Here is a 15,080-nt window from a genome sequence, read left to right on the forward strand (position 1 = left end):
CGTTGCCGGGCCGCCGGTGTTGCGCTCAATCCCGCAGTTCTGCGGGCACCGTACCGCCGTTGGCGGCCAGCTTGGTCATGACCTGGCGGTGCAACCAGATGTTCATCTTGGCGCTGTCGCTGGTGTCTTCGCCGTAGCTCAACTCGGCGGCCAGTTGCTTGCGCGCTTCGAGGCTGCTGTCCAGGCCCAGAAGCTTCATCAGGTCGACGATGGAGGTGCGCCAGTTCAGGTTCTTCGAGCCCGGCATCGCGTCGAGCACGGCGGCCACGTCGCCCAGCGGAATGGCGGGCGGCGGCGCTGCCACGGCGGGCGCTGGTGCATCGGCTGGCGCCGCGGGGGCAGGCGCGGGGGCCTCGGCGGCTTTGGCGCCCGGGAAGATCTTGGAAAGGATGCTGCCAAAAATGCTCATGCTTTTGCTCCGTCGAAGGGGTGGCTGGAAGTCTGCGGCAACACTTGTGTCGCAGCCGGGGGTTGTAGCACGGCCCCGCGGCATGTCCGCTACATGACGTGTCGAAGCTTCCTCGGGCCGTGACCGAATTCGCAGACTACGCCTCGGCCGTCCCGAGGGCCGGCAACACGCGATTCGCGGCCGAGGTGCCGCACGCGTGGCAGAACTTCGAGAACGCGCTCTTGCGGGTTTCGCAGTTGCCGCAGTGGTCGAACAGGCCGATGCCGCAGTGCGGGCAGAAGTCGATCTCGTTGTTCTTCAGGTCCACCGGCCGCTCGCAGCCGGGGCACACGCTCTTGGCCAGGCGCGCGAGCGCGGTGTCGTAGCTCAATTCCTCGCGGCGCACCTGGTCGGGCTGCTGCTCCGCCAGCTTCTGCCGCGCGAGGTAGCGGTTGAGCGCGACGATGGCGTAGCGCCCCACCAGCACCGTCAGCACGATGCCCACCACGTATCGAACATAGCCGCCGTAGCTCGGCAGGTAGGGCACCAGCTCGACGAAGAAGGCGAACAGCGCGAAGAAGATGAAGCCCCACACGAAGGGCCAGTAGGTGCTCTTGCGCTTCTTCGCGAAGAGCCAGCCGGCCACCACCAGCAGCGGCAGCGTGAGCGCCAGCCGGTAGGCGAACACGCGCAGTTCGATGCGGCGGTACTCGGCGTCGAGCTTGCGTTGCGCCTCGTACTCGAGCACCGACAGCGCCGTGCGCGCGCCCTGCTCGGCCTGGCGTGCGTCGAGCGCAATCTGCTGCTGCGCGTTGACCTTGCGCTGCAGCTCCTCTTCCTTCTGCTTGAATGCGTCGAGCGCCTTGGTGCGCGCGATGAGCTCGGTGTCCTGGTCGGGCTGCGCGGTGGCGCGCCTCGTGGCGAGCCAGTTGGAGAAGGTCTCGCGCGCGTTGGTGCTGGCCTGCTGCGCGGCATTGAGCTGCAGGCGGATCTGGTCGAGGTCGCGCGCGGCCTGCAATTCGGCGGCCTCCGAGGCCTTGATGGTGGCGCGCAGCGGCTCGGCCCTGGGCTTGTCGATGAAGTCGTCGATGCCGCGCACCCGCTCGACCTGCGGCAGGTCGCTCACCACCGTGCTGCCGAGCCCGATGAGAAAGCTCGCGAACACCAGCGCCACCAGCCAGAGGCCGCGGTGGAACCATTTTTCCGAAAGTCTCAAAGACTTGCTCATGTTGTTTTCTCCTCGTTCTTTCTCATTGCAGCTTCAGCGTCACCGGCGCCGCGCCCAGGCCGGCGCGCGGCATCCAGGCGAAAACCGAGTCGACCGTCACCGTCTCGATGCGGTCTGAAAAACGCTTGTCGTTCGGATGATCGTCGAAGGCCACGTTGGCCGAACCCACGCGCCCGCCAAGGCGCGTGAGGGGCCCGAGCTTCAGCGTGGTGGGCTCGTAGCCCTTGGACTGCATCCATGCCTGCGCCTGCGCGCGGTTGGCGACGGTGGCGGGCTCCATGGCAGCGGCCAGCGTCTCCATGGCCCACTGGTTCGACTGCTGGTACTTGCGGCCCCACGCGTAGCTCACGATGCTGTAGGGCTCGGTGTGCAGCCGCACGATGCGCGCGGGCGATTCGTTCAGCGCGGCCAGCAGGCGCGCCTGCACCTCGGGCGTGGGCACCACCCAGGCGGCCTCGTAGCGCCACGGGTCGTCGAGGAAGAACTCGCCGAGCCCCTGCCGGTAGACCTCGGCGATGGCGGTGCCGCACTGGTTGAGCTTGTGCACCACGCGCCACGGCCCGGCCTCGGTCTTGTAGGCGAAGCCGAGATGCGAATAGCGCAGGCCGTACTTGCTCAGGTCCTGCCCGGCGCGCGCCAGGAGCACGACGCGCGCGCCGCTGGTGTCGAGCGCCTGCGAGGTGCGCTCGGCCATCCGCATCCCCTTGACGATCACGTCGGGCGTGGGCTTGACCTGCTCGCAGGAGCGGCCGGCCTGCGCCTGCATGGGCAACAAGGCCGCCGCGACCGCCAGCGCGAGCAGCGGCACCAGCGCGCGGCTCACGACAACCTCTCGTTGTGGAGCAGCGCGCGTCCGATGGCGTTGGGCACGAAGGCCAGCACCTCGCCGGCGGCCGACAGCACCACGCCCGAGCCGATCACGGTGACGAGGACGCTGGTGCCCACCGCGTTCGCCGAGCTTTCGGCGACGCGGCCCGCGACCTTGATGCTGGCGCGCGCACCGTCCGATGCACGCTCGAGCAGGTACACCGTGCCGTCGACCGAGGCCTCGACCGCGACCACGGTGAGCACCGAGCCGCCCACCGACAGCGCGGCGGGCAGCGCGACCGCCGTGGTGGCCGACGCCCCGACGGCGGAGGCGCCGGCCACCACCGATGCCACCGGCATCAGCGAGAGGGCGAGCGAGGCGTCGCTCTGGGCCTGGGCCTGCATGGGAACCGCGACACCGGCGAAGACAGTGCTGGCGGCGACGAGGGCGGCGGCAATCGACTTCCTGATCATGATGAGTCTCCGTTCTTGGGGTGCGTGGGTCATTCGGTGGCGGCTGCGGCAGCGGCTTCGGCGCGCGCCATGCGGCGGCCCTGCATGCGGGCTTCGGCGATGTCGGCCTCGTGGCGGTCGCGCAGCGTCTTGGCCAGCGTGAAGGCCGAGCTGATGAGGAAGAGCCAGCTCACGCCCAGGAAGGCCTTGTAGGCCTCGTTGATCTCCATGCGCACGAGGCCCCAGCCGGTCAGTCCCATCGCGGTGAAGAAGCTGCCCCAGACGACCAGCTTCCACATCGGCACGTCGCGTGCCGCTTCGGAGCCGCGCTCGGCAGCCTGCTGGCTGTCGCGCACGAACTTGGACAGCATGAAGGCGGTGCTCAGGCAGAACACGTAGCCCATCACCATGAACGCCCGGTCCAGCGCCTCGCCCGGCAGCCAGCTCAGGCCGGTGGCGCACAGGAAGACGGCGATCGCGAACGAAGCCCAGGCCTGGAACTGCCAGGCCCGCGTGTCGCGCTGGATGAAGACGGTCGTGGTCGATGAGAGGGGTTGCATGTGTGCCTCGCGGCGTAGTGAAGGTGAGCGAATGATGGTTCGCTCCCGCACCGCGAGGCTTGAATGCTTGCACCGGTGGCGGTTTCCAGCGCCTCCGGTATCCGCAATCGATACTTTTTGGGGTGTTTCAGCTGGCCAGCAGGGCGCTCACGCGCTGGCGCAGCGCGTCGGGCTGCACCTCGGCCGGCGGCACGGGGGCGCCGACGTTCAGGCCCACGCGGCTGAAGAAGCCGCGGCGGAAGGGCCTGGCCATGGCCACGCGCTCGCCGCCGCGCAGCTCGATGCGGCTGAAGTACGAGCCCCACAGGTTGGTGAGCGCCATCGGAATCACCGGCGGCTCGATGCCCTGGGCGCGCGCGCCCTCGAGGATCTTCATCACGCCGCCCTTGAAGGGCTGCAGTTCGCCGTCGCGCGTGATCGCACCCTCGGGGAAGATGGCGAGCAGGTCGCCCTCGCGCAGCACCTCCTGCGCCTTCGCGAAGGCTGCCTCGTAGGCCGCCGGGTCGTCCTTCTGCGGCGCGATCGGAATCGCCTTGGCCAGCTTGAACAGCCAGCCCAGCACCGGCACCCTGAAGATGCGGTGGTCCATGATGAATCGGATCGGCCGCGGGCTCGCCGCCATCAGCAGCACCGCGTCGATGAAGCTCACGTGGTTGCACACCAGCACGGCCGCGCCCTCGGTGGGAATGTGCGTCTCGCCCTTGATGTCGAAGCGGTAGACGAAGCGCGACAGCACCCAGGCCACGAAGCGCAGCAAATACTCGGGCACCAGCATGAAGATGTAGAACGCCACCACCGCGTTGGCGATGCCGGTGAACAGGAAGATCTGCGGAATGGTGAAGCCCGCGCCCAGCAGCGCACCCGCGATGACCGAGCTGCCGATCATGAAGAGTGCATTGAGGATGTTGTTCGCCGCGATGATGCGCGCGCGGTGCGTCGGCTGGCTGCGCAGCTGGATCAGCGCGTACATCGGCACGCTGTAGAGCCCCGCGAACAGCGACAGCAGCGCGAGGTCGGCCATCACGCGCCAGTGCGCGGGCTGGTGCAAGAAGGCGCCGATGCCCATGTCGTGCGTGGCGGGCGCGAGGCCGCGCGAGGCGAAGTACAGGTCGATCGCGAACACGCTCATGCCGATGGCGCCCAGCGGCACCAGGCCGATCTCCACCTGCCGGCGGCTGAGCGTCTCGCACAGCAGCGAGCCGACGCCGATGCCCACCGAGAACACCACCAGCAGCAGCGAGGCCACCTGCTCGTCGCCGTGCAGCACTTCCTTGGCGAAGCTGGGAAACTGGCTCAGGAACACCGCGCCGAAGAACCACATCCACGAGATGCCCAGCAACGAGCGGAACACCACCACGTTCTGGTTCGCGAGCTTGAGGTTGCGCCAGGTCTCGCTGATCGGGTTCCAGTTGATGACCAGCCCAGGGTCGGTGGCCGGCGCCCGTGGAATGGCCTGCGCCACGCCCCGGCCCACCAGCGCCAGCAGCACGCAGCCCCCGGCCACGCTCGTGTGGCCGACGTTCGGCAGGGCCACCAGCAACCCGCCCGCCACCTGGCCGAGCAGGATGGCGACGAAGGTGCCCATCTCGACCATGCCGTTGCCGCCGGTGAGCTCGCGCGCGTCGAGCACCTGCGGCAGGTAGGCGAACTTCACCGGCCCGAACAGCGTGGAGTGCAGCCCCATGAGGAACACGCAGCCCAGCAGCACCACCGCGTTGGCCGTGACGAAACCCCAGGCGGCGATCAGCATGATCACGATCTCGAGGTCCTTGACGAAGCGGATCATCTTCGTCTTGTCGAACTTGTCGGTGAGCTGGCCGGAGGTAGCCGAGAACAGCAGGAAGGGCAGGATGAAGAGCGCGCCGATCACAAGGCCCGCCATCGACGGCGGCATCCAGCTCAGCTGGAGCTGGTAGGTCACCATGACGGTGAAGGCGAACTTGAAGAGGTTGTCGTTCGCGGCGCCCGCGAACTGGGTCCAGAAGAAGGGCGCGAAGCGCCGCTGGCCGAGGAGCGCGAACTGGTTGGCGTGGGCGTTCTCCTCGTGAACCACTGGCGTGGCTGTTGCTGCGGCGGAGGGATTTGTCATTCGAAGAGTGCTCCTCATGCGGCCACGGCGGCGGCGCCCGGATTGTGCCGCAGCGCGGCTTCCCAGCGCATCTCCAGCTTGCGCAGCGCGAACACCACGGGCAGCCCGGCGAGCGAGGCCGTCAGGTGCTTGAGCGTGTGGCCCGACACCGTCTGCTGCGTGAATTCGTAGATCTGGTGGTCGGCCATCTCGAAGCCCTTGGCCAGCACGTAGAAGAAGATCACCCAGCCCAGCTTCAGCCCCACCGACTTGCGCATCGGCGAAGCCAGCGCCAGCGTCAGCACCAGCGCCATGCCGCCGAACTGCACCAGCGCCCAGGGCATGACGTTGCCTGTCTCCTGGAACACCTCGGCCGACAGCAGCCCGGCCGTCAGCACGAACCAGGCGGCGGGCCAGCCGGCGCGCTGGCTCACCCGCTCGCACACCGCCACGCCGATCAGCCCGGCGAAGGCCACCGCCATGCCGGCGCGGTCGGCGGCGAGCCGGGGGCCGTCGGGCATGAGGTGGTAGAAGGCCGAGCCGGCGGCGGTGGCGATCAGGCCGGCGAAGAAGAGCCAGGCGCAGTCGAGCGTGTTGTCCGGCGGGTCGCTGGCCGGCGGGGCCAGCGGGAACTGCGACAGCGCCTCCTGGTGCGAGCGGTCGATGCGGTTGAGCCGGTACAGGCCCCACAGGCCGATCACCACGAAGGGGAGGTTGCTCAGCACGTCCATGGCGTTGGGCAGCCCGTGCCAGGCGCGGGTGTCGGCGAACACCGATGCGATGGCGACATCGGCGGCCGGCAGCTCGGGGCCGAAGAAGCCGATCAGCGCGAGCAGCGCGAAGGTGAAAAGCAGCCCGCGTTCGCGGCGGCTGAGGGAGGGCAGAAGCATGGCGGTCCTCGGTGGTGGTCTGAACTGGCGCGGAATTTAGGGTCCGGACCCCTCCAGAGGCATCGAGAATCGATACGAGGTACTAATTCACACCCGGCGGTATCTCCAATTGATACTCCCTGGCGCCCGTGTACGCTTCCGCCCCATGAGTACCACCGTCGATCTCGTCCAGGCCCTGAAGAACGAACTCAAGAACGCCCGCATGACCTACGCCGACCTGGCGCGGTCGCTCGACATGGCCGAATCCAGCGTCAAGCGGATGCTGGCCAAGAGCGACATGCCGCTGTCCCGCGTGGACGCCATCTGCCGGGCGCTGAAGATCGATTTCGCCGAACTGGCGCGCCGGGTGGCCGACGCCCAGCCGCTCCTGAAGGAGCTGACGCACGAGCAGGAGAAGGCCGTGGTCAAGGACAAGAAGCTGCTGCTGGTGGCCATCAGCGTGCTGAGCCAGTGGACGCTGGAGCAAATCGTGGCGGCCTACCGCGTGAGCGAGGCCGAGTGCATCGGCTTCCTGGCGCAGCTCGACCGCATCGGCATCATCGAGCTGCGCCCGCTCAACCGGTATCGCCTGAAGCTCGCCAAGACCTTCCGCTGGCGCCCGCACGGCCCTGTGATGGAGTTCTTCCGCGAGAACGTGGTGCTCGACTACTACAAGGGCGGCTTCGACGGCCCCGCCGAGGGCCTGCTGCTGGTGCACGGCCAGATCAGCCGCTCGCTGGCGCCCGCCTTCCTGGAACGCCTGCAGCGCGTGGCGCAGGACTTCGCCCAGCAGCACCAGACCGACCAGAAACTGGCCGCCAAGGACCGCGAGGGCTACACGCTGCTGCTGGGGATGCGGAACTGGGAGTTCGAAGCCTTCACACGGCTCCGTCGAGCATGAACTGGCTCTCCCCCAGGCTTCGCGCACTTCGTGTCGCTACGCCAACCCCCTTCCGGGGGCGACTCCTGCGGCCCGGCGAAGCCGGTTCCGCGGTGTCCCTGGAAGGAATTCTTCAGGGCTTGGCTGATTCCAGGGTGTCGCGCATCGTGCGCGCGGCGGCCTTCGCAGCTTCGGCGAAATCGTCGCCCGACGAGGCGTAGATGATCGCGCGCGACGAGTTCACGACGATCGGCGCATCGGGGCGCCAGCCGGCTCGCACCGTGGCGACGGCATCGCCGCCCTGGGCGCCGACGCCGGGGATCAGCAGCGGCACCGTGGGCGCAAGTTCGCGCACGCGCTCGATCTCGGCGGGGTAGGTCGCGCCCACCACCAGGCCGAGCTGGCCGTTGAGGTTCCACGGCCCCTGCGCCAGCCTGGCCACGTGTTCGTAGAGGAAGGGCTGCCCTTCGACGTCCGCCAGCCGCTGGCCCTGCAGGTCGGAGCCGCCGGGGTTGCTGGTGCGGCACAGCAGGAAAGCGCCCTTGCCTTCGTGCTTGAGGTACGGAGCGACCGAGTCGAAGCCCATGAAGGGCGACAGCGTCACCGCGTCGGCGCCGTAGCGCTCGAAGGCTTCTAGGGCGTACTGCTCGGCGGTGGAGCCGATGTCGCCGCGCTTGGCGTCGAGGATCACCGGCACGTCGGGCGTGTTCCTGCGCATGTGCTCCATCAGCTTTTCGAGCTGGGCCTCGGCGCGATGCGCGGCGAAGTAGGCGATCTGCGGCTTGAAGGCGATGACCAGGTCGGCCGTGGCGTCGACGATGCGGGCGCAGAAGTCGTAGATGCGGCTGGCGTCACCCTTGAACTGTCCCGGGAACCTGGCGGGCTCGGGATCGAGCCCCACGCAAAGCAAAGAACCGTTTTTTTGCTGTGCGGCGGCCAGCTTGTCGAGGAAAGTCATGGGCCGTGATTTTAATTGGCCCGTCGCCTGGGCTCAGTTCGGGCCGGGCGAGTGCTGCTCAGCGGCCAGGCAGAGGTCGGCCCAGGCGCGGGCCTTGTCCGCCGGATTGCGCAGCAGGTAGGCCGGGTGGTAGGTGGCGACCACGCAGGCTCCTTCGATGGAATCCAGCGGCACGACGCGTCCGCGCAGCTTGCCGAGCGGCTCGCCGCTGCGCATCAGGCTCTGCGCGGCCAGCGGCCCCATGGCCAGCACGACGCGCGGGGCGATCGCCGCCGCATGCTCGCCGAAGGCTTCGTCCATGGCGCGCGGGCTGCCGGGCTGGCCGGAGGCCACGCCGCGGTGGGTGCGCATGAGGTGCACGGGCGTGCTGCCGTCGTGCAGCTTCAGGGCGCGCAGCATGTTGTCGAGCAGGCGGCCGGCATCGCCCGCGAAGGCATCGCCGTGGCGGCCGTCGGCTTCGGGCGGCATGTCGGCGACGACCAGCCAGCCGCCCTGCACGGCATCGGCGGCGCCGGCATCGGCATAGAGGCGGCAGGGAGCTTCGACCAGCACGGCCGCGCCCTGCGTGACTGGCGCGGCGGCACGGGGAGCTGGCGCAGGGGCCTGCACCGGAGGGGCGACAGGCCGGGCAACGGGCGGCGGCGGGGCGGCCACCGGCATTTCGGCCTCCTGGCGCTCGTCGACGGTGGGCATGTCCTCCTCGACCGGCGCCGGAGCTTGCGGCGCTGCCGCCACCTCGACCGCCTCGGGAACGGGCCACCAGACCTTCACCCCCATCTCGTCGAGCATGGCACGCTGGCGGGCGTCCAGCCTCAGCGTCTGCACGGCGGCGCTCATCGCAGGCCTCCCCAGGCCGTCGGGCTTTCGTTCAGCCGCAGGCTCATGACGACAGCGTCCTCGCGCTTGCCGCCGTGCGCCGGGTAGTAGCCCTTGCGCACGCCGACGCTGCGGAAGCCCTGGCGCAGGTAGATGTCGAGCGCGCGCTGGTTGCTCTGGCGCACTTCGAGCCAGAGCCACTGGGCGCCCTCGGCGCGCGACCAGCCGCCCAGCGCCTCGAGCATGAGCGGCGCCCAGCCCTGGCGCTGGAAGGCCGGCGCCACGGTGATGTTCAGCAGGTGCACCTCGTCGACGCCCTTCATGGCGACGAAGTAGCCGATCAGCGTCTCGCCCAGCTGCGTGACCGGCGAATCCACGCCCGGCGCCGTGCCGGGGGCCAGCAGGCACTGGCAGTGGTAGCCCACGGCCATGGAATCGGTGAAGTTGGCGCGCGTCCAGGGGTGGCTGTAGGCCGTCTGCTCGACCGCGCAGACGGCATCGATCCGCTCGACGGTGAGCGGTTCGAGGCGGGCTTCGACGGGCTGGAGGACGGCGCTCATGCGAGGGTGGCTAGCGTTGTGCTGCGGCAGCCTTGATGGCGGCGCGCTCTTCTGTGGTTTGCGCCACTTTATCGCGAACATAGAGCGGCCAGGCCTGCGCGGCCGGCACGGTGCGCCCGGCGGCGAGCAGCGCGGGCGCCAGCCGCAGCATGGCCGCGGCCATCGGCAGCGCCTCGTGGCGGGCGGCGGCCGGGGCCAGTCGCGAACCGTAGGCGGCGAAGGCATTGCCGGCGAGTGCCCAGCCGGCAGGCACTTCGAGCTCCTCGGGCGCCAGCAGCAGCGGCTCTTCGCCGCCCTCGGGCTGGCCCAGCGGGCCGTGCGCCGCGAAGTCGTAGCGCGCGGCGTAGACCTGCTCCATGCGCGCGTCCAGCGCCGCCACCACCTGCTGCGCGCCGAAGGCATGGCGCGCTTCCTCGGCCACCGCAAGCAGCGTATCGACCGGCAGCAGCGGCACCTTGGCGCCGTAGGCCAGGCCCTGCGCCACCGAGCAGGCGGTGCGCAGCCCCGTGAAGGAGCCCGGGCCGCGGCCGAAGGCGATGGCGTCGAACTCGGCCAGCGCGAGCCCGGCTTCGCCCAGCAGTCGACGGATCAGCGGAAGAAGGGTGCTGGAGGCCTGCGCGCCGCCGGCGCCCTCGTGCGCCAGCAGCCTGTCGCCATGCAGCACGGCCACGGACAGGTGTTCGGTGCTGGTGTCGAAGGCGAGCAGCTTGGGCGAGACGGGAGACATCCCTGCGATTATCGAGCGCCGGGCAATTCCGAAGCCCCGCCTGCGGTATCGGCAGCTTTCCCGCCGTCGGCATCGTCGCTGCGCAGGATCGCCAGCCCCGCCCGGCGCAGCGGCACCAGCGCCGCTGCCGGCGCCTGCGGCGAAACCAGCAGCGTGCCGGCCGACGCCACCGGGTTGACCACCCAGGCCGAGGCAGCGCCGATCTTTTCCGAGGACGCCATCACCACCGTCTCGGCCGCCGAGCCCATCAGCGCGCGCTTGATCTCGGCTTCCTCCAGGTCGCCGGTGGTCAGCCCGGCCTCGGCGTGCACGCCGGTGACGCCCATGAAGTAGGTGTCAGCGTGGATGCGCGAGATGGCCGCCATCGCCGCCGAGCCCACCGCCACCATCGAGTGGCGGAAGAGCCGCCCGCCGATCAGCACCACCTCGATGCCCGCATGCGAGGCCAGTTCCACCGCCACCGACGGGCTGTGCGTGACCACCGTGGCGCGCAGGTTCGCCGGCAGGTGGCGAGCGAGCTGCACGGCGGTGGTGCCGCCGTCGATGAACACCACCTGCCCCGGCTTCACCAAGCGCGCGGCGGCGCGGCCGATGGCCACCTTTTCGTCGGGCGCGAGCTGCTGGCGGCCGGCGAAGTCGGCCTCGGCCGCCGCCAGCGGCAGCGCGCCGCCGTGCACGCGCAGCAGGAGGCCCTCGCCCGCCAGCTCGCGCAGGTCGCGGCGGATGGTGTCTTCCGACAGGCCCAGTTCTTCACTGAGCGACTTGGCGACGACATTGCCGTCGCGCCGCAGGACCGAGAGGATGTGTTGCTTGCGCTGGCTGGTGAGCATCGGGCGATGGTATCGGCTCGCGCCGCTTTCTGCACGATTTTTCTTGTTATTGCACGAACATGCACATATGCTCGGCGCATGACCATCCACGACCGCGTCCGGGTGCACGAAGTCACCCTGCTCTCCGACAACTGGTACACGCTGCGCACCACCGCCTTCGACTGGCGCCGCAACGACGGCCAGTGGCAGCGCATGCACCGCGAGACCTACGACCGCGGCAACGGCGCCACCCTGCTGCCCTACAACCTGCAGCGGCGCACGGTGCTGCTCACGCGCCAGTTCCGCTACCCGGCTTTCGTCAACGGCCATGACGACCTGCTGATCGAGGCCGCCGCCGGCCTGCTCGACGACGCGGCACCCGAGGAGCGCATCCGCGCCGAGGTCGAGGAAGAGCTCGGCTACCGGCTGGGCGAGGTGCGCAAGGTGTTCGAGTGCTTCATGAGCCCGGGCTCGGTCACCGAGAAGCTGCATTTCTTCGTCGCGCCCTACGAGTCGTCGATGCGCGTCGGCGAAGGCGGCGGGCTGGCCGAGGAAGGCGAGGACATCGAGGTGCTCGAAACCGGCATCGACGAGGCGCTGGCCATGGTGGCCGACGGCCGCATCGCGGACGCCAAGACGGTGATGCTGCTGTATCACGCGAAGCTGCATGTTTTCCCGCCGGGATAATGGGCGGATGCCTTCTGCCTTTCGCCGCGCGGCCTGCGCACTGACTCTCGCAACGCTGTCGTCCGCCGGCGCGTTCGCCCAGCAAGCCCTCCCCACCCAGGTCGACGCCGCCCTCGCCCGCGCCAAGGTGCCGCGCGAGTCGGTGACCATGCTGGTCGCCGAGGCCGACGGCACGCGCCAGCCGCGCCTGGCGTGGCGCACGCAGGCGCAGGTGAACCCGGCGTCGATCATGAAGCTGGTGACCACCTACGCCGCGCTCGACCTGCTCGGCGCCGCCTACAGCTGGACCACGCCGGTCTACGTCGACGGCACGGTGAACAGCGGCGTGCTCAACGGCAACCTCTACATCAAGGGCCAGGGCGATCCGAAGCTGGTGCTGGAGCGCGTGTGGCTGCTGCTGCGCCACGTGCAGGGGCTGGGCATCACCACGGTGAGCGGCGACATCGTCCTCGACCGCGGCGCCTTCGAGACCACGGTGGAGGGCGACCCCGCCGCCTTCGACGGCGAGCCGCTGCGCCCCTACAACGCCTCGCCCGACGCGCTGCTGGTGAACTTCAAGTCGGTCAACATGACCTTCGCGCCCGACCGCGCCGGCCAGGTCGCGCGCGTGAGCTACGAGCCTCCGCTGGCCAGCGTAGCCATGCCGCAGACCGTGGCGCTGGTGCCCGGCGAATGCGGCGACTGGCGCGGCACGCTGCGCGCCGACTTCTCCGACGTGAACCGCATCCGCTTCAACGGCGGCTTTCCCAGCGGCTGCGGCGAGAAGAGCTGGGCCGTGGCCTATGGCGACCCGCGCACCTATGCCATGCGCGCCATCGGAGGCATGTGGGCCGAGATGGGCGGGCGCGTCGGCGGGCAGATGCGCGAGGGGCGCGTGCCGGCGGGGCTGAAGCCGGCGTTCGAGTTCGAGTCGCCGCCGCTGGCGGAGGTGATCCGCGACGTCAACAAGTACAGCAACAACGTGATGGCGCAGCAGCTGTTCCTCACCATCGGGCTGGCGCAGAAGAACCGCGGCACCTTCGAGGCCTCGCGCGCGGCCATGGGCCAGTGGTGGCGCGATCGCATCGGCACGGGCGAGGCGCAGCCGGTGTTCGAGAACGGCTCGGGCCTGTCGCGCGACGAGCGCATCAGCGCCGCCGCGCTCGGCAGGATGCTGCAGGTGGCATGGCGCTCGCCGGTGATGCCGGAGCTGATGTCCTCGCTGCCGGCCATGGGCGTGGACGGCACGCTGAAGAGGCGCTCGCTGCGCTCCGGCGGCTCGGCGCACCTGAAGACCGGCACGCTGCGCGATTCCTCCGGCGTGGCCGGCTACGTGGACGGCGCGAGCGGCCGGCGCTACGTGCTCGTGGCCATCGCCAACGGCGAGAACGCCGGGGCCGCGCGCGCGGCCTTCGACGCGCTGGTCGACTGGGCCTCGCAGGACAACTGAAGGCTTCCCGCTGGCCTGTAGCGCTGAGTACTGAAAACTTCTGAGGGCAAACGCCCGGTTGCGCGCGGCCTTGCCGCTGCACAGAATCGGACGGTCGTTCGATTCCACGCAAGCCAGGCGCCGACCGGCGCAGGAGACATCACTTGAACCAGCCTCAAACCCAGCCCTCCCGCCCCCTGCGCAAGACCGCCGCCTTCACGGCCGTCGCAAGCGCCGCGACATTGCTGCTGCTCGCCGCCTGCGGCGGGGGTGGCGGAGGCGGGGGAGGCATCGGCATCGGCGTGGGCGTCCCCCCGCCCGCGGCAGACAACGGCCGGGGCTCGGTGGTCACCGACCCGCCCGAGAAGACAGCCGCGCTGACGGCCACGCAGTTCACCGCCAGCCTGCAGGCCAGCGACCAGGGCAAGGCCCTGCTGCAGGTGGCGGGCACGCCCAAGTGCGGCGTGGACCTGCGCTACCTCGAATACCGCACCGTCGGCGCGAAGAACGAGGCCACCAACGCCACCGCCGCCATCATGGTGCCCACCGGCTCCGACGTGACCTGCAGCGGCCAGCGCCCGGTGGTGCTCTATGCCCATGGCACCACCGCCGCCAAGGCCTACAACCTGGCCAAGTGGACCGACAGCACGCAGGCGGCCGCCGGCGAGGGCCTGATGATCGCCGCCATGTTCGCGGCGCAGGGCTACATCGTGGTGGCGCCCAATTACGCGGGCTACGACAAGTCGACGCTGCCCTACCACCCGTACCTCGACGGCGACCAGCAGGGCAAGGACATGGTCGACGCGCTCACCGCGGCGCGCAAGACCTTCTCGGGCATCGGCGCGAACGATGCCGGCTCGCTCTTCATCACCGGCTACTCGCAGGGCGGCTACGTGGCGATGGCGGCGCACCGCGAGATGCAGGCCACGGGCAAGGCTGTGACGGCATCGGCGCCGCTGTCGGCGCCCTCGGCCATCAGCCTGCTGACCGACTACACCTACCTGGGCTGGCCGGCCCTGGGCGCCACGCTGTTCGTGCCGCTGCTGTCGACGAGCTGGCAGCAGCAGTTCGGCAACGTCTACGGCTCCACCAGCGACGTGTACGAGGCGCAGTACGCCAGCGGCATCGACACGCTGCTGCCCAGCACCTCGCCCGGCACCTTGTTCAGCAGCGGCAAGCTGCCCCAGCTCGCGCTGTTCCCGGCGAACGCCACGCCGGGGCCGGTGAGCCCGGAGCTGTCGATCTTCTACGGCGCCAACAACCTCATCAAGCAGAGCTTCCTGACACAGGCGGCGGGCGACATCCAGGGCAACCCCTGCCCCGGCAACGCGCTGCCGGCCACGGCCGCTTCGCTGAGCACCACATCGCCGCTGGACTGCAAGCCCTCCACGGGCTTCCGCAAGGCCGCCATCGCCAACGACCTGCGCAACTGGGTGCCGACCCGGCCGATGCTGATGTGCGGCGGCGCCAACGACCCGACGGTGAACTTCGTGAGCACCCGCGCCACCTCGGGCTACTTCCGCGCCAAGGGCATGCCGTCGAACCTGCTCTCCGTGGTCGACCTGGAGGACTCGGCGGCCATCGACGCCTACTCCACCGCCCGCGCCGGCTTCGCGCAGGCCAAGGCACTGCTCGCGCAGAACACCGCTGGCAGCGCGTCGGACAAGGCCCAGGCCGTCACGCTGGCGTACCACGGCACGTTGGCACCGCCGTTCTGCCTGGCCTCAGCCCGTGGCTTCTTCCAGGGCGTACTGGCCGCCGGAGGCTGAACAAAGAGCCCCATTCCAGGAACACCGCGGAACCGGCTTTGCCGGGCCGCTGGTGTTGCCCCCTGCAAGGGGGTGGGCGTAGCGACACGAAGT

The 15,080-nt window shown here is 69.8% G+C and carries 16 protein-coding genes; 4 read left to right on the forward strand and 12 right to left on the reverse strand.

Features of this window, described 5'->3' with window-relative positions:
* Window positions 1–25 precede the first annotated feature (25 nt).
* The 7 genes from ABL838_RS30125 to ABL838_RS30155 form a co-directional block, all read right to left on the reverse strand.
* Window positions 26–409 carry a DUF3597 domain-containing protein gene (locus tag ABL838_RS30125; protein ID WP_019653942.1) on the reverse strand — a complete coding sequence of 128 codons (384 nt, stop codon included), beginning with the start codon at window positions 407–409 and terminating at the stop codon, window positions 26–28.
* A gap of 136 nt (window positions 410–545) precedes the next feature.
* Complete coding sequence (locus ABL838_RS30130; RefSeq protein ID WP_418123273.1) at window positions 546–1,616, reverse strand: serine endopeptidase; 1,071 nt, start codon at window positions 1,614–1,616, stop codon at window positions 546–548.
* Between the two features lie 22 nt (window positions 1,617–1,638).
* Complete coding sequence (locus tag ABL838_RS30135) at window positions 1,639–2,439, reverse strand: DUF2145 domain-containing protein (protein ID WP_369660427.1); 801 nt, start codon at window positions 2,437–2,439, stop codon at window positions 1,639–1,641.
* Window positions 2,436–2,897, reverse strand: coding sequence for a hypothetical protein (locus ABL838_RS30140; RefSeq protein ID WP_418123275.1), 462 nt, complete (start codon window positions 2,895–2,897; stop codon window positions 2,436–2,438). Before ABL838_RS30140 ends, ABL838_RS30135 begins: the two co-directional genes overlap by 4 nt.
* A 29-nt stretch (window positions 2,898–2,926) precedes the next feature.
* The gene (locus ABL838_RS30145) at window positions 2,927–3,436 is read right to left on the reverse strand and encodes a YiaA/YiaB family inner membrane protein (RefSeq protein ID WP_126021170.1); all 510 of its coding nucleotides are present in this window, start codon (window positions 3,434–3,436) and stop codon (window positions 2,927–2,929) included.
* A gap of 127 nt (window positions 3,437–3,563) precedes the next feature.
* Entirely contained in the window at window positions 3,564–5,525 is a 1,962-nt protein-coding gene (locus ABL838_RS30150) for an MFS transporter (RefSeq protein ID WP_418123276.1), read from the reverse strand.
* Between the two features lie 14 nt (window positions 5,526–5,539).
* The gene (locus tag ABL838_RS30155; protein WP_418123278.1) at window positions 5,540–6,394 is read right to left on the reverse strand and encodes a hypothetical protein; all 855 of its coding nucleotides are present in this window, start codon (window positions 6,392–6,394) and stop codon (window positions 5,540–5,542) included.
* Window positions 6,395–6,539: 145 nt separating this feature from the next.
* Between ABL838_RS30155 and ABL838_RS30160 the strand changes: the two genes are divergently transcribed.
* Window positions 6,540–7,274, forward strand: a complete 735-nt coding sequence (locus ABL838_RS30160; protein WP_019653935.1) for a helix-turn-helix domain-containing protein — start codon at window positions 6,540–6,542, stop codon at window positions 7,272–7,274.
* A gap of 112 nt (window positions 7,275–7,386) precedes the next feature.
* Here the strand turns inward: ABL838_RS30160 and pyrF are convergent, their stop codons facing one another.
* Genes pyrF through ABL838_RS30185 form a run of 5 tightly spaced genes read right to left on the reverse strand, consistent with a single transcriptional unit; the run spans window position 7,387 to window position 11,144 of the window.
* Window positions 7,387–8,211: an orotidine-5'-phosphate decarboxylase gene (gene pyrF / locus ABL838_RS30165; RefSeq protein WP_126021167.1), complete on the reverse strand. Its 825-nt coding sequence runs from the start codon at window positions 8,209–8,211 to the stop codon at window positions 7,387–7,389.
* 33 nt (window positions 8,212–8,244) lie between these two features.
* The gene (locus ABL838_RS30170) at window positions 8,245–9,048 is read right to left on the reverse strand and encodes a uracil-DNA glycosylase family protein (RefSeq protein WP_418123279.1); all 804 of its coding nucleotides are present in this window, start codon (window positions 9,046–9,048) and stop codon (window positions 8,245–8,247) included.
* Window positions 9,045–9,587, reverse strand: coding sequence for a ribosomal protein S18-alanine N-acetyltransferase (gene rimI, locus ABL838_RS30175; RefSeq protein WP_126021165.1), 543 nt, complete (start codon window positions 9,585–9,587; stop codon window positions 9,045–9,047). Before rimI ends, ABL838_RS30170 begins: the two co-directional genes overlap by 4 nt.
* 10 nt (window positions 9,588–9,597) lie before the next feature.
* Window positions 9,598–10,314, reverse strand: coding sequence for a tRNA (adenosine(37)-N6)-threonylcarbamoyltransferase complex dimerization subunit type 1 TsaB (gene tsaB, locus ABL838_RS30180; RefSeq protein WP_418123280.1), 717 nt, complete (start codon window positions 10,312–10,314; stop codon window positions 9,598–9,600).
* Between the two features lie 8 nt (window positions 10,315–10,322).
* A complete protein-coding gene (locus tag ABL838_RS30185) occupies window positions 10,323–11,144 on the reverse strand; it encodes a DeoR/GlpR family DNA-binding transcription regulator (RefSeq protein WP_418123281.1) in 822 nt (273 codons plus the stop codon).
* A 78-nt stretch (window positions 11,145–11,222) separates the two neighbouring features.
* On the opposite strand from ABL838_RS30185, the gene ABL838_RS30190 reads away from it, so the two are divergent.
* From ABL838_RS30190 to ABL838_RS30200, 3 genes are all read left to right on the forward strand, one after another.
* Entirely contained in the window at window positions 11,223–11,810 is a 588-nt protein-coding gene (locus ABL838_RS30190) for a GDP-mannose pyrophosphatase (protein ID WP_418123282.1), read from the forward strand.
* Window positions 11,811–11,817: 7 nt separating this feature from the next.
* Window positions 11,818–13,239 carry a D-alanyl-D-alanine carboxypeptidase/D-alanyl-D-alanine-endopeptidase gene (dacB, locus tag ABL838_RS30195; RefSeq protein WP_418123284.1) on the forward strand — a complete coding sequence of 474 codons (1,422 nt, stop codon included), beginning with the start codon at window positions 11,818–11,820 and terminating at the stop codon, window positions 13,237–13,239.
* A gap of 143 nt (window positions 13,240–13,382) precedes the next feature.
* A complete protein-coding gene (locus ABL838_RS30200) occupies window positions 13,383–14,987 on the forward strand; it encodes an alpha/beta hydrolase family protein (RefSeq protein WP_418123285.1) in 1,605 nt (534 codons plus the stop codon).
* Window positions 14,988–15,080: the final 93 nt, after the last annotated feature.

Origin of the sequence: Variovorax sp. 160MFSha2.1 (assembly GCF_048305075.1) — a bacterium.
GTDB classification, from domain to species: Bacteria; Pseudomonadota; Gammaproteobacteria; order Burkholderiales; family Burkholderiaceae_C; genus Variovorax; species Variovorax guangxiensis.